Genomic DNA, 19,762 nt, shown 5'->3' with positions numbered 1-19,762 from the left:
CAAGAGTAAAAACTCAGATTGTAAGAGCTAGCCATATAGGCAGTTAGTTGATATCATCTGACCTAAAATCCCGTTAACCTGTAAGTGGTCAGATATAAATAAACGGCACTGTATTAAGAGGTAAAAAAGCTTGTCCCCTTTACCCTAAGATGATTTCGTCCATATTTATACCAAGTTGGGTTCTATCATGTCTAGGAAGAGCGAAGCGTGACGCTTGCGCGATAGCGAAAGCGTTGCGGTAGCGAGGAACGAGCGTCGGAACGAGCGTCAGAATCTGGGCAGATGCTTCGCGTCACGGAGCCTGCCCTCGAACGAAGTGAAGGGTTTCACTGCGTTTTGCTCAGCATGACAGATTCTACCTTAGACTGCAACTTGGTATTACTAATATTTACTCGCCTCTCTCGCACAGCGACCAAAATAGTTGTCTGACTCCTTAATAGGGTATGCAATGATATGGGCACAACGAAGCTTAAGTTGACACCAATGACGCTCCGTGCGCCCCTACGTTAACGCCTGACTAACTTCTTCGTCACCTTCCGCAACCGCACCGACTGCGGTGTGACTTCCACCAACTCTTCGGGTCCGATATATTCCAACGCCCGTTCCAAACTCATCTCGGCTGGCGCTTGCAATTGCACCAATTCATCCCCGGTGGCGGAACGATGGTTGGTTAACTGCTTAGTCTTACAAACATTCAAATCCAAATCTTGAGGACGGTTGTGTTCGCCAACAATCATCCCCTTATAAACCCGCGTCCCCGGTGTAATAAAGAATACACCTCGGTCTTCGCCATTTTTCAAGGAATAGAATGTCGCTACCCCTTCCTCAAAGGCAATAATCACCCCATTCCGGCGGGTTTCCACATCACCGGAAAGCGGACGATAATCCAAGAAACTGTGATTCATAATCCCATCACCACGAGTCAGGCGCATGAATTCACCCCGGAAGCCAATTAAACCCCGTGCGGGAATCACAAATTCCAATTGAGTGCGACCATTACCACTAACGTGCATATTCTGCATTTCGCCCTTGCGCTGTCCCAACCGTTCAATACAGCTACCCACGGCTTCTTCAGGAATGTCTAGCGCCAAAACTTCGTAAGGTTCGCAGGGTTGACCTTTCACTTCCCGATAAATCACTTGCGGCTGAGACACCTGAAACTCATACCCTTCCCGGCGCATGGTTTCAATCAGGATACCCAGGTGTAATTCCCCTCGCCCAGAGACTAAGAATTTATCGGGAGAATCGGTTTCATCCACACGCAGAGCCACATTCGTCTCTAATTCTCGCATCAAGCGATCGCGCAATTGCCGTGATGTGACGTAATCCCCTTCCTGACCCGCAAACGGCGAATCGTTCACCGAGAACGTCATCTGCAATGTCGGTTCATCAACCTTAATTAAAGGTAAGGCTTGGGGTTCATTAGGACAGGTAATCGTCTCACCAATATTGGCATTCGCAAACCCCGCCACGGCGACAATATTTCCCGCAGAGGCTTCCTCTAAATCAACCCGATGGAGTCCTTCAAACCCCATGAGTTTGCTAATTTTAGTCTTGACAATTTCCCCATTTTCTGTTACCAAAGCCGCTTGCTGACCCGCTTTAATCACGCCATTATGGATTCTACCAATCACAATTCGACCCAGATAATCCGAATAATCCAGAGTCGTAACTTGCAATTGCAGAGGTTTACTCACATCACCCACAGGCGGCGGGACATGGCGCAGGATAGCTTCAAACATGGGTTGCATATCCACCCCTTCGCCATCTAAATCGTCTTTAGCGTACCCTTGTAACCCAGACGCAAACAGATAAGGAAACTCACACTGATCATCATCCGCCCCCAACTCAATAAACAAATCGAGGACTTTATCCACAGCACCGTATGGATCAGCTTGAGGACGGTCAATTTTATTCACCACCACAATCGGGCGCAGTCCTTTTTCCAAGGCTTTTTTGAGGACGAACCGGGTTTGTGGCATCGGTCCTTCATTGGCATCCACAATTAAGATACAACCATCCACCATACCCAATACCCGTTCCACTTCCCCACCAAAATCGGCGTGACCGGGAGTATCAACAATATTGATTAAGATATCTTTATAGTGAACTGCTGTATTTTTAGACAGAATCGTAATTCCCCGCTCTCGCTCCAAATCATTGGAGTCCATAACGCAATCGGGAACCTCTTCCCCTTCACGGAAGATACCGGATTGTTTGAGTAGGGCGTCAACCAAGGTGGTTTTGCCGTGATCGACGTGGGCAATAATGGCAACGTTGCGAATCGGAAGAGTCATAGAGGCGTTAGGCAATGAGTTGGGAGAGGTCAGATCTCTTAATATAGATTTCTTAATAATTGTAGCTTACTCAAAGGGGAGCCGGGTTGTAGGGGCGGGTTTTACCGATAACGTTTTGCAGACAACCCCTAACTGAACTAAACCCCCCCTTTTTCGGGGTGCAGGTGCATGTAGAGACGTTCCGGTGGAACGTCTGAAACCCCATCCCATATCCGGCTTCGTTTCAGAAGTTGAATGACTCTCTCTCCTTTTTATATATACTTCGCAGCCATTCTAGGGTTGCGCCAGACAGTCCAAATTGAATCCGGTTCACCAACTCCCCCCATTGATACAGTTCTGACAGAGAAAGGGATTGCTGAAACTTCTGCTGGTAAAATGTCGCCCAAAAGTCCGGTGCTTTGTACCGATTCTTGCGCCAGCGCCTGCGCCAACAGAGGGTATCTTTGAGCGTGGGCGAGTCTACCCCTAAAATTGGGGGGATATCAGCATAACTCACAAAAGTACTGATTCCCTTGCCAACAACGTGGATTACATATCGCCAGCAATCAATGCGATAAATCTCGTCGGGGTGAAGGTTGAGCACCAGAGCAATGGCTTCTGGGGTAACAAACCGTTGTAAAGGATGAGTGGCTCTTGATTTTAGATGAAGTGTTGATAACATAAGAGATGCACCCCACACAATGGGGTTGTGTTTTGATAAGATACGGCGATCGCTCTTTGGCTTCGTAAACTTAGGTGCGATCGCTTTTAATTTGCTTAATGTAGACGAAATTTAAACTTTATGTCAAGAGGTGAACGAGTTCGGTTGCGGATTAGGGAACTAGCAGCCAGGGAGAACTGGACGTTGCTGGATGTCGCTGAACGGTCTGGAGTTCCCTATAGTACCATCAAAACCTACGCGCGATCGCCAGGAATGACGATGGTGGATATTGGGGCGCTGCTGAAGTTGGCACGGACATTTGATGTATTAATTGAGGATTTGTTTGAAATTGTGAAGGAGTAAGTCATTCGTCATTCGTCATTTGTCATTTGTTATACTCGCTTCCGAAAAGAAGCAAGTTACGTTTATGTAAGGATTTGAGGAATATTTTATTGATGAGCTTCACACCCGGAAAACGTAGGGGCGCACGCCCCGTGCGCTCTTTCCACCGACGTGCTAGCGTGAGTTCGGTTGATACTCTGGTGGTAGACCCGGATTAAACATCACCACAAATTGGGCATTCGGCATCGACCCTATATTACAAACAAATTTAGGGTTTTGTCTACTTAGATAAATTAATTTACAGTTAAGGCAATCAGGAGGCGATGAGTTCAGGGAGTAAGCTGATGAAGCTAAGAAAACGGTTGGGACTAACTCAGAAACAGGTAGCGGATGCGGTAGGCGTCACGGATCAGACTGTCAGCAACTGGGAAGCTGGCAGATTTGAACCTCGACTCACGATTCGTCAGACACAGGCTTTATGTAGCATCTTACAATGTCCTTTAGAGGAACTTCCTAGTTTTAATGATGCCCAAGAGTCAGACAGCAAACGTGAGTAACTGATTGGGAAAGGAATGTAGGTAAAGGCAAGACGCGATCGCTTAAAAATGGCTAATTTGGGAGAAAAGCTAAAACAACGACGAGAATCGTTGAATTTGACGCAACGGCAACTAGCTCATGAATTAGATGTAATGATAACAATGGTGCAAAACTGGGAACCTGGCAGGCACATTCCCAAGCTATACCCAGCACAAAGGAAAATATTGTGTGATTTGCTAAACCTTACCTTGGAAGAGTTAGCCGAGTGGCATATTTAGTTGAGTTGTGGGTTATGAAAATTAACTAAGATTTAACCTTAGAAGTTACGCTCCGCTAACATGCCACTACTGGCTCGGCACGCTTACGTTACTGCCCCCTAGTTTTCAGTATCTCTATAATTGATAATAAACACCATTTTGGAGCATATCACTAATGCCACTTGCGCCAGCCGAAAAAAAAATGTGGGAAACTCACCCAGAGAAAGATCCCAAGAAAATGTCTGACGATGAGATTAATGCCAAGTATGAGAAACGAGAAAGAAGAATACTCACTGAAATGAATCGTGAGAAGCTGCCCAGTTTTGCCGATGCGCTCAAAAAACCTGGCTATATGGAGATTAGACCATTTTTCCAGCGTAGACCCCGTTGGAATAAAAAAATGCAATCACGCCTAATTGAGTCATTTCTAATCAACATTCCTGTTCCACCCATTATTCTGTACGAAAAGGAATATAACTCCTATGAAGTCATGGATGGTCAACAGAGAATCACTACCATTCAAGATTTTTACGACAACAAACTCAAATTGACAGATTTAGAACTTTGGCCCGAACTAGAAGGATGCACTTATAATCAACTTCCCGAAAAAATAAAGGCAGGAATTGATCGTCGGTCTATTTCATCTATAGTGCTGATCACGGAATCAGCCTCTGACCCCGAAGAAGCACTTTTCTTAAAACAGCTTGCTTTTGAACGCCTTAATACTGGAGGAGTGGCTCTAAGTCGTCAAGAAGTGCGAAACTGTTTATATTCCGGAGATTTTAACGATCTATTGGTCGAACTCGCTAAAAATCCTATATTTGCCCGATCTTGGGGAATACCCATTGACGACAAGGAAGCACTTGAGAAAAACAGTTTATACAAAAAAATGGAAGAGGTGGAATTAGTTCTTCGCTTTTTTGCTCTGCGTAATTATCATCAATTCCATGGAAAATTAGAGGAATTTCTTGATAAATACATGATTAAAAGTCTAAAATTTACCAAAGAAGACATTGTTTTTTTGAAAGATATATTCGTGAGAACTATTTCTATTGTCAACCAAATTTATGAAGATAATTTATTTAATCCGAAACAATTTGAACCCAATAATATGAACTTTCAAGATCAGCCCTACAAAGCCTATTATGATGCGGTGATGGTGGGGTTTAGCAATCATTTAGATAGTGAGGATGTTTTAATTGCTCGAAAACAAAAAGTAATTGAAGCAACTCAAAAACTCTTTGAAGAAGACAAAAATAAACTTTTAACAGGTAAAGGAAAAACGAAAGCGGATATTCAGAAACGACTGGGACTATTCGATGATATGCTTGCTCAAGTCATCAACGAATAAGTCATGATGTTTCAAGAGCTTCTGAAAACCGTACAGATCAATATTTCTACTGTTCGTTCTATTATCCAAGTTAACGAAAGACTTAGAGAAAATGTTTTTGGAATCAAGAGTATAATCGCACAGGAACGGGGAACGCAAGCAAACTCTATCATTGATGAACTAACACAGAATGCCCCAGAAGCTAGAAACTGGAGAATTTACGATCATTGTGCTGTAGTAACGCGGTTATACGCCATTTATGAGCGTTTTGTTGAAGACTTAATTCGAGAATGGATACAACTCCTGCCAGATTTATTTCCAGTTTATGCAGATTTGGGAGACAGAATTTGTAATACACATCGAGTAGGTGTAGCCCGGTTACTGTTAGATATAACAAAAAATAGATTTGGACATCTTTCTGTTGAAGAGGTTATTCGAGGATTATTTTATGGAGCTAGTGGTACTGGAGAAAAGTATGAACTACTCCCGGATGCATTTCTATTGCACGAGCAGAACTTACGCAAAAATACTTTAGATAAATTATTCGCTGATGCTGGTATTTCCCAGGCTTGGAGCTGGGTTGAAAAGCATAGAAAAATTAAGTATTTTGTTGAAGAAATTAGAGGGAGTGAAAATACAGCAGAAGGAGAACTCAATGAACTTATTGACTATCGAAATGATGCTGCCCACGGTGCTTTCATCGATACTATATTAAGTTCAAATGCACTGCTAGAATTATGTGATTTTGTTGAAGCGTTGTGTCAAGCGCTAGCTGAGTTGGTGAATTGTCAAATTATTGAACAGCAAACATCAACAGGTCAGGCTCAAGAAATTGGTCGAATTACGGAATGGTTGAAGAAACCCCAAGCGGCAGTTGCTAAGGTAGAGGAAACGACTTTATCAGTTGGAACAAGTGTTTTTCTTATGGGTGAAGCATACTGTCAATTGGCAAGGATTCAAAGTATTCGCATTAATGATGCTGTTCAGGAGTCAGTAAAGACAATCCGTGGCATGGAAGTGGGATTAAGATTTGATGTAGAAGCCCGAAAAAACTTACGTTTATATGTGGTTAAATAAGCGAGGGCTAGTCTGTCAAACTAGGATAATTAGGACAAGGGCGATCGCGGCCTCAATCTCAAACCAAAAGAGCGGGATTATTCTCTGATTAATAAATTACCATTTTGCGCCTAGTCAATAATCTCAGTTCTGGGAAATTCATCCCACATTCTCTTCAGACTATGCCAAAATCGATGATATGTATCATGAATTTTGAGCAATGACTTGGTCTTCTGGACAGAAGTTGCATGGCAACAATTATATTCTGGAAAAAGAATTAAAACGCGGACAATTTAGCGTTACCTATCTGGCTAGCGATCGCAAGAAAAATCAATGGGTGATCAAAACCCTGAGTGATCAGTTGATCCACGACTTCAGCCAACCGGAAGTCGATCAGCTTCAGGAAACGTTTTTGTGCGAAGCTGTAAAGCTAGTAAAATGCCGACATCCTAATCTGGTGCAAGTTAAAGAACCGTTGGTCGAAGGACACCAGGTTGGCATGGTTATGGAGTATCTCGATGGTGTCGATTTAGCCCGCCATGGCCAAAAAGGTTTGCCAGAATCAGAAGCGCTGCTTTATATCCAACAAATTGGCGAAGCACTGAAAGTGATTCACGAGGCGGGGTTAATCCATCGGGATGTAAAGCCAAGTAATATTCGGTTACGAACGGGTCAATCAGAAGCCGTGTTAATTGATTTTGGCTTAGCGCGAGAATGTAATGATGCATCAACAACGGTTGATACTCATACAGCCGATGGGTTTGATGCCCTAGAGCTTTATAATGTAGAAACTCCCCTAGGAGCTTATACGGATGTTTATTCATTAGCCGCAACGCTATACTTTTTAGTTACGGGAGAAATTCCGCCAACGGCAATGGATCGCTGTCTGTCTAAAGCGCGATTAATTCCGCCAAAACAGATCAATGAACAAATTAGCGATCGCACCAATGAAGTGATCCTCATCGGTATGGCGCTACAGGTTGATGAACGCCCGCAAACCATACAGGAATGGCTAGATTTACTGGGATTGCAGCGCCAAATCCCTGGAGCAAAACGCCAGAAGTCTCCCCTGATCTGGATTGCTGCGATCGCCGCCGTCGTTGGTGTGTTAGGTCTAATTGCGGCTTGGTTCTTGTTTAAACCTGCATCAATCCCTCAACAACCCACACCAGTGCAAACACCAGTCTCCTCCGTGATGCATACGCCAGTGAGTAGCGTTTACCCAATGACATTTTGGTCAAACGTTTAACGGCTGTCCTCCGTCTTATGTCAAGGATGAAGGGTCATACCTCACGCCAATCCCTTTGCCGTTATATTTTTTTAACCAGGGTTTATTTTTTTTAAGAAATCTGGACATTGGCACCATTACTGTCAAACTAAATAATATCTCTACGTTGTAGGAGATTTGGCAGTGGACTATGAAATTCGCTACAAGCCAGCATTTGCCGCTATTTTCCTGACACTCAATCCCGGTGACAGAATCACAGCCCAAGCAGGTGCGATGACCAGTATGGATGGTAGACTCACCGTGAAGACGGAGTTTTCGGGTGGTTTTATCTCAGGCTTACTCAAAAAGTTCTTTGGGGGAGAATCGTTATTTGTTAATACATTTCATAATAAAACGCAACAACCCTTAACCTTAGTTCTCACTCAGTCCACCATTGGCGACATTGTTGGTGTGGACTTGGGCGGACGTTCCTTTTGCTTTCAACCCGGTGCTTATATTTGCCATACCTCTGGCGTCAAACTAAGTGTGCGGTGGGCGGGTTTGAAGAGTTGGTTTTCTGGAGAAGGGTTATTCAAACTTCAAGTTAAGGGTCAGGGTAAGGTATTTTTTGGTGCCTATGGTGGATTGACGAAAAAGCGGGTTAACGGTGATTTTATTGTCGATACGGGTCATTTAGTTGCTTATGAACCGACGATTCGCATGAATGTTGGCTTGGCGGGCGGTTTATTTGGTTCAATGACTTCTGGCGAAGGATTCATTAATCGACTCACGGGTACAGGAGAAATTTATCTCCAGTCTCGCAGTATTAGTGGTTTAGTCAGCTATTTGCAACCAAAATTGCGTTAATATAAAACTCCAAATTTTTCCACAATGAATATTGAACTGTTGCATCAACCAGATAGTGCGATCGCGCGTGTTGTTCTGGACGCTAATGAAGAATTAGTGGCGCAAGCTGGCTGCATGATTGCTATGAATGGTTCCATTAATACAAGTACCACATTGCGCCAGGGAAAGGGTGGCGGTATTTTGGGCGGACTCAAACGAATGGTGGCGGGGGAATCGCTATTTTTAAGTGTTTTCCGTTCACCAAGGGCGGGGGGTGAAGTCTTTCTCGCCCCTAAACTTATGGGTGATCTTCTCCTCTATGAGATGAAGGGTAAAGAGTTAGTGGTTCAGGCGACATCCTATTTGGCTAGCGAGTCAGGAGTTGATATTGATCTCGGCTTTCAAGGGTTTAAATCTCTGTTTTCAGGTGAATCCATTTTTTGGTTGAGTCTTAGCGGCTATGGGGTTGTGTTGTTAACTTCATTTGGCGGAATTTATAAAGTGCCTGTCAATGGAGAATATGTTGTGGACACTGGTCATATTGTCGCTTTTGAAAAAAGTCTGACTTTTGATATTACCAAAGCCGGATCGAGTTTGCTGAGTGCCTTTTTGGGCGGAGAAGGACTGGTTTGTCGATTTAAAGGACAAGGAAACCTCTATTGCCAAACTCACAATCCTGGTGCTTTTGGTCATCAGGTGGGTTCTCAACTACCGCCGCGATGAACACAGTAAAATATTTAAGTTCAGTATCGTCCCTTACTTAACTGTAAGTGGACTGAAGTGGTGGGAAAAATAAATCAAGGATAAATTATCATGAGTCATCAAATCTCCTATAAAATAGAGCATTCACCGTCTTATGCTTCTTTGGTTCTTAACTTGAAAACCAATGAAACGGTTTTAGTTGAATCCGGTGCTATGGCAGCAATGGATACTTGTATAAAAATGAAGTCCAGGGCTAAGGGTGGCTTAATGAAAGGACTTGGGCGAATGGTGAGTGGTGAGTCTTTTTTTATTAGTGAGTTTACCGCTGAAGGCAAATCAGGAGAGTTGTATGTTTCGCCCGGAGTACCGGGAGATATTTGTCATTATTACTTGCAAGGGAATGGCTTAATGATTCAATCCTCTGGATTTGTCGCCGCCAGTCCCACGGTAGAGATAGATACCAAGTTTCAAGGGTTTAAAGGCTTTTTTAGTGGCGAATCATTGTTTTTAATTCGGGCAACTGGGACAGGGGATATTTGGTTTAGTTCTTATGGGGCGATTATAGAAATTCCCGTGGCTGGGGATTATGTGGTAGATACCAGTTACATTGTGGCATTTGAAGATACGTTAAATTACAACGTAGAAATGTTGGGCGGTTTATCGTTTCGTGGATTAAGAACGGGACTTTTAGGGGGGGAAGGATTAGTTTGTCGGTTTAATGGAGAAGGGCGTTTGTGGGTGCAGTCGAGAGAACTCTATAGTTTGATTAATTTCTTAAATCCCTTCCGCCCGACGAAGAGTAATAATTAGTTAGTAGTAAGCGCTAAAGCGCTTCTAGGCACTAAAGTGCCGACTACATACATACACATACATACGAGTCAGAATATTATGTATGAATATCGCCAACTAACTCCCACACAACGAGCTGAATTAGTTCAGCAACGTTTGTCTCGTGGTTATCCACCTCACGCGCCTCCCCATGTTGTGACTGACAAGGAATTTTATCTCTTAACAGCAGCTTGTTATGAACACAAGTGCCATGTTAAGGATGAATATCGCCGCCAAGAGTTACTCAATTTGCTATTTGATGCGTTCGTAACTGCTGGGATGGAAATCCGCGCCTGGGTTGTTCTGCCAAATCACTATCATCTCCTGGTACCTCTGACTAATTTTGATGAGTTGAGTCGCTTATTTCGCTTAGTACATGGTCGTACTTCTTATCAATGGAATCGGGACGATAATGTAACCAGTCGTAAGGTGTGGTATCGTTATAGCGATCGCGCTATTCGATCAGAGCGACATTATTTTGCTACCTTAAACTATATCCATTACAATCCAGTCAAACATGGCTTGAGCCAATCTCCTTATGATTGGCGTGAAAGTAGTGTTCATTGGTATTTAGAAAATTTCGGACGCCAGTGGTTGAGAGATGCGTGGATTGAATATCCTGTGCGTGACTACGGTAAGGATTGGGATGATTTTGAGCAAGATGGTCATTAATTAGAGCGCTAAAGCGCTTACTACGAACGAATTTTCTATGTCCAATGATCCAATAAATCGCAATCCCCCGCCGGGTAATCGCCAACTCCTAATTTTATTGGGGCTATTTATTGGATTTATTGTGGCTGTTCTCTGGCTATTAAATCTTCTGGTAAATGGTTTAATTGGGATGATTCCGCCCAGTGTGGAGCAAAAATTGGGTGCGGTAATTGTGCCAGTTTATGAGAAACAAGCTAAACCGTCCCCGACTCAAGATACCCTGAACCAATTATTAGATCGTTTGGAACAGGAACTTCCCGCCGAACAGCAAAACAGGCGGGATTATCAGGTGCTGTATTTGCCAGAGTCTACGGTGAATGCTATGGCGTTACCCGGAGATGCTATTGTCATTTATCAGGGTTTACTGGAACAAGCAGAGTCTGAGAATGAATTGATGATGGTATTAGCCCATGAATTGGGTCATTTTGCTCACCGAGATCACCTGCGGGGTTTAGGACGAGTCTTGGTGGTACGGGTAGCCTTAGCCTATTTTATTGGGGACGTGGGAGCCTTGCAATCAGTCGCTTCGGCGGCGGTGGAGACAATTGCGCGATCGCAGTATTCTCAGTCTCAGGAAAAGGAAGCGGATGCGTTTGGCTTAATGTTATTAGATGACACTTACGGACATGTCGCGGGAGCCACAGACTTTTTTGAGCGAATGAGTGAGAAACCGGGAGCTAATTTTGCCTTTGTGTCAACCCATCCAGCACCCAAAAAGCGGGTGGAAGAGTTGGAGCGTTTGATTGAAAAGCGGGGGTATGAAATAGGGACGCGATCGCCTTTACCAAAAACGTTGAAATGAACAATGAGTAGTCGGACAAAATTAAAGTTGATGGTTTAGATTAAGAAAAAGATATTGATCGGGTTTATGATATTTAATTCAAAGTACATCAATTTGAATAAATACCTGCACGACTCACAGCATAATCAGATAACATTGGTGCATCAGATCCAACACAAGCGGCAAATTCCTCCGCTAACTGATCGGCGATGAACTCAAACTCATCATTTGATGGTGATGGTTCGGATGCTTGCTTTAGCAACCTTTCCACTGTGGGAGAAAAAGCTTCAGCTAATAATTGGCGCATCTCTGTAGCGTCATGACGGACAAGGCTTTCCCTTAGTTTCGCTTCCACTTCGGATGAAAGTTCAAGTGTAATTCTGATCATATTTTACGTCGGGTGGGTAAGGTATACCTGATTTCAGTCTAACGGGTTAAATTAATTGAGCCAAATGTTTCAGGATGATTAAGACACGATATAACTCATTCTCCCGTCGGCGCAGCACAAACTCATCTGATAAAGCGTACTGAGGGGTTTCTCCGTGAACCAATTTGGCAAACACGAAATGACCCCCATTTGTTAACAGACCAAATACAGGTTTTTCCGGATTAGGTGTTCCTCGCATATAAGCCAAGAGTTGAGCAATTCCCGCTTCTAAACTAATTCCTGCCCGTTTCGTTTCAATTACCATTAACCAAAACTGCTCTTTAAAAACTAAAACATCAATGCGTCCTTCGATAATTAAGCCATCTCCATCGTTTAAAGCAATGGTGATTGATTTTTCCGGTTTTACAGTAAACGGCGATAGATAAAATCCAGCGATGAATAGCAAGGGATGAAGAACCGCCATTCTGATCGCATTTTCGGCGAATGGAGGTTTCTTGAGTAAATTCAGATATCCGGCTTTCAGTCTATCTAATGATTCTTTTTCCCATGCACCAATTTCTGGTAAATTATCTTGCCATTCCCGAAAAAATTGATGATCGACGATTTCTTGTAAACCAAAACTCGATTCTAATTCATCGATTTGGATAGTGGAAGCCTGAACAGTTTGAGTCATTGGTGCCGCTCTTGACTTGTCCTAGCGGTTGCCTAAGATATAAGTAGAATAACTTAATTTGATAATTTTAGAGCAACGTATCGGGAAAAATTAGGCAAGATAAAAAGAGTAGCCGCTAAGAGCAAAACCCCATGAAACCACTCACAGGTCCGCGCACACCCCGATTTCTCAGAATTTTCCGGATAATTAAGCTGATTTTTCGTCCCTTGGACTACCTAGAGGATTATGCTCAACGGTATGGAGATATGTTCAAAATTGGCGGGGATAAGGCTCCTCCCTTTGTCTATGTCAGCAATCCCCAGGCAATTAAAGAGATCTTTACGGCTGATCCAGAGTTATTTGAATCGGGTCGAGGAAATGGGGTATTACGCTATTTAGTCGGGGATAACTCACTGCTGATGTTAGATGGTGAACCCCATCAGCGCCAACGCCGCCTGCTGATGCCTCCCTTTCATGGCGATCGCTTGCGAGAGTATAGTCAGCTTATTTGCGATATTACGGAAACGGTAACGGCAGAATGGACAGTGGGTCAACCGTTGATCATTCGTACCTATACCCAAGAGATTACCCTGCGGGTGATTTTACAAGCCGTGTTTGGCTTGGATCACGGAGAACGTTACATCAAACTTAGACATCTGCTGAGTACCCTCCTAGCATCCTTTGACTCTCCCCTCAGTTCCACTCTGCTGTTTTTCCCTTGGTTGCGACAGGATTGGGGTTCGTGGAGTCCATGGGGGCATTTTTTGCAGTTAAAGCAGCAGATCAAACAGTTGATTTTTGATGAGATTCGCGAACGTCGGGAGCAAGGTGATGGGTCTGGCACAGATATCTTAACATTACTCCTATGGGCGCGAGATGAAGCGGGTGAGCCGATGACGGATGAGGAATTACATGATCAGTTAATGACTCTTCTGATTGCCGGTCATGAAACTACGGCTTCTGCACTGGTTTGGGCGTTGTATTGGATTCATTATCTGCCAGATGTGCGTCAGAAATTGCTTGAGGAATTAGAAACGTTGGATGCAGAGGGTGATCCAATGGCAATTTCTCGGCTTCCCTATCTGACAGCCGTCTGTCAAGAAACCCTGCGAATTTATCCCATTGCTCCAAGTACCTTCATTCGGATTCTCAAGTCACCTATGGAAATCATCGGATATCAATTTGAAGCGGGTACAGCATTTATGCCTTCTATTTATTTAGTCCATCATCGGGAAGATATCTATCCCGAACCAAAGCAGTTTAAACCAGAACGTTTTCTAGAACGGCAATATTCCCCTTACGAGTATTTTCCCTTTGGTGGAAGTAACCGCCGCTGTATTGGTTCAGCATTGGCACTATTGGAAATGAAGCTGGTGCTGGCGACTATTTTGTCACAATTTGAACTCGCACTAACCGATAATCGTCCGGTGAAACCGATGCGTCGAGGTTTAACGATCGCGCCTCCTGGCAACCTGCGAATGGTTCTCAAGCAACGTCGGCAACAGAAAGCCCCAGCGATTGTTTAGCTCCTTCGCTAAAACTGACATATCATTTTTATGTCCGTTCTGCTACCCAGGAGATGTTAGCAAAGATTATATCTAGCTGTGAACTAACCTTGGCAGATCAGCGTTCGCTCAAGCCAACTCGTCGAGGTTTAACTGTTGCTCCTCCGCCAACAATGCGGATGAAAGTCACGCAGTTTCGGACTCAGAAAACACCTGTGATGGTTTAATCCAATCTGTTAATAATTCCCGGCTGAATTGAGCAACCTTTTAATTAACCTACTGGTAATAATTGGCTGTTAGCCGAACAATTAACTTCTCTTAACTTAGCTTTAGCTAATTCTAAATCGTAAGGGAACGGTGGTTTGATCGGTTGATAATCCCGTTCATGGGGTGTACCGTGACGCAAGACAGCATTCACTACCACACAAGTTTCGGAACTGAGATTAATTGCACTATGAAGAATACCGGGCGGGATTTTTACCACTGTTGGCTGGGTGTCAATTAGAGGAATATATTCATACTGGCGATTTCTTAGCACCACCAGCACAACACTTCCCCGCACCACTAAAAGTTGATCGGTTTGAAATCGGTGAACAAATAGGTCTTCCATGGTAGCAGGTGGAATCTGCACCAGCATGGTTTCGTCACTCGATTGGGGGGTGTAAAAATCGACTGTCCCCCCTTTCACCGATTCCAAGGGACGAACTTCGATGTTGTTGATTAAACCCATGATTACTATCCCTCTTTTTTATCTCTATTTCTAGAGTAGAGGGTAACTATATTAAACTTTTGTTACTAAATTGACAAAGTGTGCAAAATCATGATATTCGGCGTTTGGGTCTTACGCGCGCGATCGCACAAGCTGGCTTTACCGTTGAACCACCATCTGTCGGTGACGCTATAGCCCTCACCCCCAGCCCCTCTCCCAAGCCAGCCCTCACCCCCAGCCCCTCTCCCAACCTTGGGAGAGGGGAGCAAGAGGGGAGCAAGAGGGGAACAGTAAGACAGTTTGACCTATTTCCTTGGCTTGTTTACCGTTTTGAGTAACTCAGCAATTGACTTAAGCTGAATTTGAGAGAAATACGCCATTGCCAGAATTACCGCAACCGCTATTCCGCCATACACCATCAGGGAACTGATATTCCCGGATTCAGGGGGTAGAGGCGGCTCAGGGGAAGTCGCTGTAACTAGGATGACCTGTTCTTTGTTATTATTGGACATAAGAATCCTTTGGTCTTTCGAGACCATAAACGACGAGTAAACAAATTAAAGAGCGTCACTGGTGTCAGCCAGTCGCTCAACTGAATTTGTAAGCAATCGAGAGCGTCTCTAGTTCCAGCTAGGGGCGCTCAACTGCTTATAGGGTAAGGATAGCACGCTCTCAATCTCCGTTTTATGGGTTTTTCCACATTGATCACTTAGAAGATTTAACGGTTGAGGAAGCGATACAGTTATCCGACAGTCAAGGGGACGCGATCGCATCCAGGCGGTTCATCATCTGGCTGGGGGAAATCACCGGGTTTATGTGATTTTCTCAGAGTTCCTAACCCGCCAGTCTCTGGATAAATTAGTGGAACCGTTTATGCGGATGCTGGATGATTTGACGCCCTATTATCAGGCGCGGATGGCGTCTCTGTCGCCGCAGCAACGGAAGATTGTGGAATTTTTATGCGATCGCCGCCATGGGGTTCCAGTCAAAGAAATTGCCCAGCGCTGTTTTCTGACGCATCAAACCACATCCAGTCAGCTTAAGGATTTGCGAGAGAAAGGGTATGTCACATCTGACGCGATCGGGCGGGAGTCTTTTTATGAAATGCGGGAACCGTTGATGCGCTTTTGTCTGGAGGTGAAGAAGCAACGGGGGGAACCGATACAGTTATTTGTCGATTTTTTACGGATTTGGTATACGAAGGAAGAATTGTTACAGCGATTAGGATTAACAGATGATGATCTCCAGTATCAACAACGCCTAAAACCCCTCCCCTCTGATGCTGTTCTAGAACGAGAATATATTCTTTATGCACTCCAAGCGATGGACAATGAAGATGAAAATCCTCGCATCGCCGCCTGTTTGCAGGAGTATGAGAATTGTTTTGAGAAGGAAGATTATGTTACTGCTTTAGAACTAACCGAGAAACTGGTGACAATTCGCGGTCAAGCAGAGGATTGGTGCAAACGGGGATTGTGCTTGAGCAATCTTAAACGCTATGAGGAAGTGTTGGTATCTTTTGACCACGCAATTGAGCTTAACCCTAATGATGCACAAGCTTGGAAACTACGAGGTGGGCTGCTAGATAACCTGAATCGCTACGAGGAAGCCTTGGTATCCTGTGACAAAGCAATTGAACTGGGGTATCAAAACTCCTGTGTTTTCTTGAATCGTGCTATTGCCATTTTGGGATTAAATCGCTGGGATGAAGGAATTGCTGCACTAGAGAACGCATTCCAACGTTTTACCCTTGACAATGAAGCTGATGCAGATGATGCCAAGTTAATTACCCACATCTTGTTCAACAGCAGTAACAATGTGGAGATATGGCGATCGCGCATCAAAACCCTCATCGAACTTTACCACAAACACCAGGTTATTTCTACATTAGGACAGGGGCTTGTGAAAAGCGTTCCCACACTAATGTCAGAAATGGTTAGCGACAAAGCCGCACAAACCTGGCTGGAGGTGTGGCGAGAATTGGCGAGTGATTATCCTGAATTCCAAATCCCTCTCCGTCTTCTCGATACTGCTGTTCGCTATAAGGAAACAAAAGGCAATAAGCGTGTTTTGTTTAGCCTACCCATTGAAGAACGCAAGCTGCTAGAACCTTTGCTGGGTATAGAGTAAGTAGGTGAGAAGCAAACTACGTCTTATGTAAGGGTTTGAGGGCGATTTACATAACTTAATATGAATAGCACGCTCCTTAAGGCTGGTGGGCAATGCCCACCCTACGGTATATCAAAGGTTTTGACGCTCCCCCAGCTCCCCCAGCTCCCCCAGCTCCCCCAGCTCCCCCAGCTCCCCCAGCTCCCCCAGCTCCCCCAGCTCCCCCCGCTCCCCCCGCTCCTTCAAAGGGGGGTTAGGGGATGAGGGAGAAACGACAAAAGCGTGCGGCTAATCCATCAAATTAGGTATGCCATACCACTACAAATTGGCTTCAGGGGTTAAATAATTATCTCAGCCTTCTTTAGGTATAAATTCATATCAATTCCAGGGAGCAAGATGCTACCCATACCAATAATTTACCTAATTAGGATGATCCAAATCACCGCAGTAATGTGCTACCTATTCCTTCCTTCCTTCACCCCCAAAAAGACTGGGTGTCGAGGCTACTTCCAGTCCCATCCGGAAGTTTTCAATATTTCTTAACCCATTGACTATTTTGCTTAAATATCTTTATATTACTTTAGGATTCGCTCAGTCTTCGATAACCCTGTCATTGTCTCTCTAACTCCTACTGTCAGTCCACTCCATCCATTGATAGCTCTTAAACAGAATCGCTTTTTACCACTTCCCTCTCCAATCTTTACCAGAACTTTATTTGTTTGGGTAATTTTAAATGAAAACTTGTTAAAAATTTCATCATTTTCTTCCTACAATTAATAGATAGAGGCTGTAAGAAGTTAATGAACCAGGATAAAAAGCTACTAACTAAACTTATATCTACCAATTGTCACCATATTTAACTCCTATCGTCAACAATGACACCAACGGCTTAATTCAAGTCTTTCTCTAAAATCATGAATCATTTTTCCTTAAAAAATCACAATCTATCTCACTTATTGGCTTATCTTATGCTTTTTTCCCATTCCCGATATCCCCCCGTATCCCAAAACAAGGCTTTAATGAGTCAGCAAAACCCATTAAATCTAAACCAGCGTTTATCAAAGATTGTTCCTTTAACCTGGATTAAAGAAGGCATTCGCAACCTCAGCATATCTCAGAAAATTGGTTACGGCTACGCCTTAGCGATCGGCATATCCATTCTGGGAACAACAGGAGGATTAATTCTAGGTAATTATTACCAAGAACAAGCCCAACAACAAGAACGGGTTGCCGATCAGCAGCAGCATCTCCTCAGCAACCTGGAAAATGCCACCTTTGCTGTGCGATCGCATCCCCAAGCACTATTGGCTGCATCGGTTAACCCTAGCCAAGTTGACGCCCAAAAGACTCAGTTTTTAGCCGATGTGGAGCGGATGAAACGCCTACTCTTTTCGTTAGATACGTTCATCCAAGCATATCCCCATGACTTGGACATTAATACGGCTGAATTACATCATCTTGTTAAGGAGTATGAAGCGAATATAGACGCCTACAATCAGGTGATTGAATCACTCTGGCAGATCAGTGAATCGGAGAACTTGAAGTCAGAGGACGTTTCTGTCATTCAACAAGAACTTTTAAAGGCACTCCATCACCCCTCTACCAGTCAAGTGATGGCTCAATTCGATCACCTATCCCACCATGTAGAGGATGCCAAAACTAAAGCTGAAACGCAACAGTCTCAGGCAGATCAAAAACTGGCACAAGCAGAAGCCCTACGCCTACAAATCATCGTTATTAGTTTACTACTATCAGTCGGTATCGCCGTACTCCTAGCCACTATTACCAGCCGTGCGATCGCGTATCCTATCGAAACAGTAACTCAAGTAGCTAGTGCGATCGTCAAAGAATCCAATCTAGAGATTCGCACTCCCGTTACCACCAACGATGAAGTCGGTTCCTTAGCCACATCCCTAAATCAGCTTGTCCAGTGGGTAGATGACTCAACTCAAGAACTGCAACTAGCGCGTCAAACCTTAGAACAGCGCGTCGAGGAACGGACGCAAGAATTGACCCAAGCGCTTAAAGAACTCCAACAAACCCAAACCCAACTGATTCAAAGTGAAAAAATGTCCAGTTTAGGACAAATGGTAGCCGGGATTGCCCATGAAATTAATAATCCAATTAACTTTATCTACGGTAATCTAGATTATGCTAAGCGATCAATTAATGACTTACTGAACCTACTAGAACTTTATCGGCAAGAATATCCTCAGCCTAATGCAGCGATTCAAGAACAAAGCGAAGCGATGGATTTAGATTTTCTCATCGCCGATATGCCGAAAATGCTGTCGTCCTTAAAAATGGGGGCTGAACGAATCCAGGAAGTTGTCTTATCATTACGGAACTTCTGTCGTCTGGATGAAGCACAGTTGAAACAGGCAGATATTCATGACGGACTAGAGAACACCCTCTTGCTTGTCGGTCATCGTATCCAGCCAAATATTAACATCGTCAAAAAGTACAGTCAATTACCAAGAATTGATTGTTACCCGGCTCAACTTAATCAAGTTTTTATCAATATTATCAGCAATGCCATTGATGCTTTAGAAGACATTCAAGGTAAAGCCATCCCGACAATCGTCATTCGTAGCGAAACCATCAATAATCGTTGGATTCGCGTGGCAATTTGGAACAACGGTGCAGCGATTCCAGGAGAAATTAAAGACCGCATATTCGATCCCTTTTTCACCACCAAGTCTGTTGGCAAAGGGACAGGGATGGGATTAGCAATTTGTTACCAGATTGTGAAAAAGCACCAGGGTAAAATTGAAGTCACCTCTGAACCAGGGAAAGGAACTGAATTTGTGATTATGCTACCCATTCAAACAGAACAAGAGATGGCAATATCCGCTTAAATATTCA

The 19,762-nt window shown here is 43.9% G+C and carries 20 protein-coding genes; 14 read left to right on the top strand and 6 right to left on the bottom strand.

Going from position 1 to position 19,762, the window contains the following annotated elements; genetic code table 11:
• Nucleotides 1–506: 506 nt before the first annotated feature.
• Together typA and RID09_RS16635 are read right to left on the bottom strand one after the other, a co-directional pair.
• Nucleotides 507–2,297 (bottom strand): translational GTPase TypA, encoded by a 1,791-nt coding sequence (typA, locus tag RID09_RS16640; RefSeq protein ID WP_446337040.1) that lies wholly within the window; start codon nt 2,295–2,297, stop codon nt 507–509.
• A gap of 223 nt (nt 2,298–2,520) precedes the next feature.
• On the bottom strand, nt 2,521–2,958 hold the full coding sequence (locus RID09_RS16635) for a hypothetical protein (RefSeq protein ID WP_446337039.1): 438 nt from the start codon (nt 2,956–2,958) through the stop codon (nt 2,521–2,523).
• A gap of 120 nt (nt 2,959–3,078) precedes the next feature.
• Between RID09_RS16635 and RID09_RS16630 the strand changes: the two genes are divergently transcribed.
• From RID09_RS16630 to RID09_RS16580, 11 genes are all read left to right on the top strand, one after another.
• A complete protein-coding gene (locus RID09_RS16630) occupies nt 3,079–3,300 on the top strand; it encodes a helix-turn-helix domain-containing protein (protein WP_044210723.1) in 222 nt (73 codons plus the stop codon).
• A 323-nt stretch (nt 3,301–3,623) separates the two neighbouring features.
• On the top strand, nt 3,624–3,836 hold the full coding sequence (locus tag RID09_RS16625; protein ID WP_446337038.1) for a helix-turn-helix transcriptional regulator: 213 nt from the start codon (nt 3,624–3,626) through the stop codon (nt 3,834–3,836).
• Nucleotides 3,837–3,884: 48 nt separating this feature from the next.
• Nucleotides 3,885–4,094 (top strand): helix-turn-helix domain-containing protein, encoded by a 210-nt coding sequence (locus RID09_RS16620; RefSeq protein ID WP_446337037.1) that lies wholly within the window; start codon nt 3,885–3,887, stop codon nt 4,092–4,094.
• A 154-nt stretch (nt 4,095–4,248) separates the two neighbouring features.
• Entirely contained in the window at nt 4,249–5,424 is a 1,176-nt protein-coding gene (locus RID09_RS16615; RefSeq protein ID WP_446337036.1) for a DUF262 domain-containing protein, read from the top strand.
• Nucleotides 5,425–5,427: 3 nt separating this feature from the next.
• Nucleotides 5,428–6,480, top strand: coding sequence for an MAE_28990/MAE_18760 family HEPN-like nuclease (locus RID09_RS16610; protein ID WP_446337035.1), 1,053 nt, complete (start codon nt 5,428–5,430; stop codon nt 6,478–6,480).
• A gap of 199 nt (nt 6,481–6,679) precedes the next feature.
• Nucleotides 6,680–7,708, top strand: a complete 1,029-nt coding sequence (locus RID09_RS16605; protein WP_446337034.1) for a serine/threonine protein kinase — start codon at nt 6,680–6,682, stop codon at nt 7,706–7,708.
• 162 nt (nt 7,709–7,870) lie between these two features.
• The gene (locus RID09_RS16600; RefSeq protein ID WP_446337033.1) at nt 7,871–8,533 is read left to right on the top strand and encodes a TIGR00266 family protein; all 663 of its coding nucleotides are present in this window, start codon (nt 7,871–7,873) and stop codon (nt 8,531–8,533) included.
• A gap of 24 nt (nt 8,534–8,557) precedes the next feature.
• Nucleotides 8,558–9,235 carry a TIGR00266 family protein gene (locus tag RID09_RS16595; RefSeq protein WP_446337032.1) on the top strand — a complete coding sequence of 226 codons (678 nt, stop codon included), beginning with the start codon at nt 8,558–8,560 and terminating at the stop codon, nt 9,233–9,235.
• A gap of 90 nt (nt 9,236–9,325) precedes the next feature.
• Entirely contained in the window at nt 9,326–10,024 is a 699-nt protein-coding gene (locus RID09_RS16590; RefSeq protein ID WP_446337031.1) for a TIGR00266 family protein, read from the top strand.
• A 78-nt stretch (nt 10,025–10,102) separates the two neighbouring features.
• Entirely contained in the window at nt 10,103–10,714 is a 612-nt protein-coding gene (locus RID09_RS16585) for an REP-associated tyrosine transposase (protein WP_446337030.1), read from the top strand.
• Between the two features lie 37 nt (nt 10,715–10,751).
• Nucleotides 10,752–11,555 (top strand): M48 family metallopeptidase, encoded by an 804-nt coding sequence (locus RID09_RS16580; RefSeq protein ID WP_446337029.1) that lies wholly within the window; start codon nt 10,752–10,754, stop codon nt 11,553–11,555.
• An 88-nt stretch (nt 11,556–11,643) separates the two neighbouring features.
• Here RID09_RS16580 and RID09_RS16575 read toward each other — a convergent pair whose 3' ends face one another.
• Together RID09_RS16575 and RID09_RS16570 are read right to left on the bottom strand one after the other, a co-directional pair.
• Nucleotides 11,644–11,922, bottom strand: a complete 279-nt coding sequence (locus tag RID09_RS16575; RefSeq protein ID WP_446337028.1) for a hypothetical protein — start codon at nt 11,920–11,922, stop codon at nt 11,644–11,646.
• 46 nt (nt 11,923–11,968) lie between these two features.
• Nucleotides 11,969–12,595, bottom strand: coding sequence for a restriction endonuclease subunit R (locus RID09_RS16570; RefSeq protein WP_446337027.1), 627 nt, complete (start codon nt 12,593–12,595; stop codon nt 11,969–11,971).
• A 131-nt stretch (nt 12,596–12,726) separates the two neighbouring features.
• Here RID09_RS16570 and RID09_RS16565 point away from each other — a divergent pair, with 131 nt between their 5' ends.
• Nucleotides 12,727–14,100, top strand: a complete 1,374-nt coding sequence (locus RID09_RS16565) for a cytochrome P450 (protein ID WP_446337026.1) — start codon at nt 12,727–12,729, stop codon at nt 14,098–14,100.
• Between the two features lie 250 nt (nt 14,101–14,350).
• Here the strand turns inward: RID09_RS16565 and RID09_RS16560 are convergent, their stop codons facing one another.
• Complete coding sequence (locus RID09_RS16560) at nt 14,351–14,809, bottom strand: dTDP-4-dehydrorhamnose 3,5-epimerase (RefSeq protein ID WP_446337025.1); 459 nt, start codon at nt 14,807–14,809, stop codon at nt 14,351–14,353.
• Nucleotides 14,810–15,093: 284 nt separating this feature from the next.
• Nucleotides 15,094–15,300, bottom strand: coding sequence for a hypothetical protein (locus RID09_RS16555; RefSeq protein WP_446337024.1), 207 nt, complete (start codon nt 15,298–15,300; stop codon nt 15,094–15,096).
• Nucleotides 15,301–15,604: 304 nt separating this feature from the next.
• Between RID09_RS16555 and RID09_RS16550 the strand changes: the two genes are divergently transcribed.
• Together RID09_RS16550 and RID09_RS16545 are read left to right on the top strand one after the other, a co-directional pair.
• Nucleotides 15,605–16,918, top strand: coding sequence for a tetratricopeptide repeat protein (locus RID09_RS16550; RefSeq protein ID WP_446337023.1), 1,314 nt, complete (start codon nt 15,605–15,607; stop codon nt 16,916–16,918).
• Between the two features lie 998 nt (nt 16,919–17,916).
• Nucleotides 17,917–19,755, top strand: a complete 1,839-nt coding sequence (locus RID09_RS16545; protein ID WP_446337022.1) for an ATP-binding protein — start codon at nt 17,917–17,919, stop codon at nt 19,753–19,755.
• The last annotated feature ends 7 nt before the right edge of the window (nt 19,756–19,762 follow it).

It is taken from the genome of Coleofasciculus sp. G1-WW12-02, assembly GCF_040219735.1.
In the GTDB taxonomy this organism is placed as follows: domain Bacteria; phylum Cyanobacteriota; class Cyanobacteriia; order Cyanobacteriales; family Coleofasciculaceae; genus Coleofasciculus.
The sequence above is the reverse complement of the archived record's forward strand: the minus strand, read 5'-3'. Positions and strand labels throughout refer to the sequence as shown.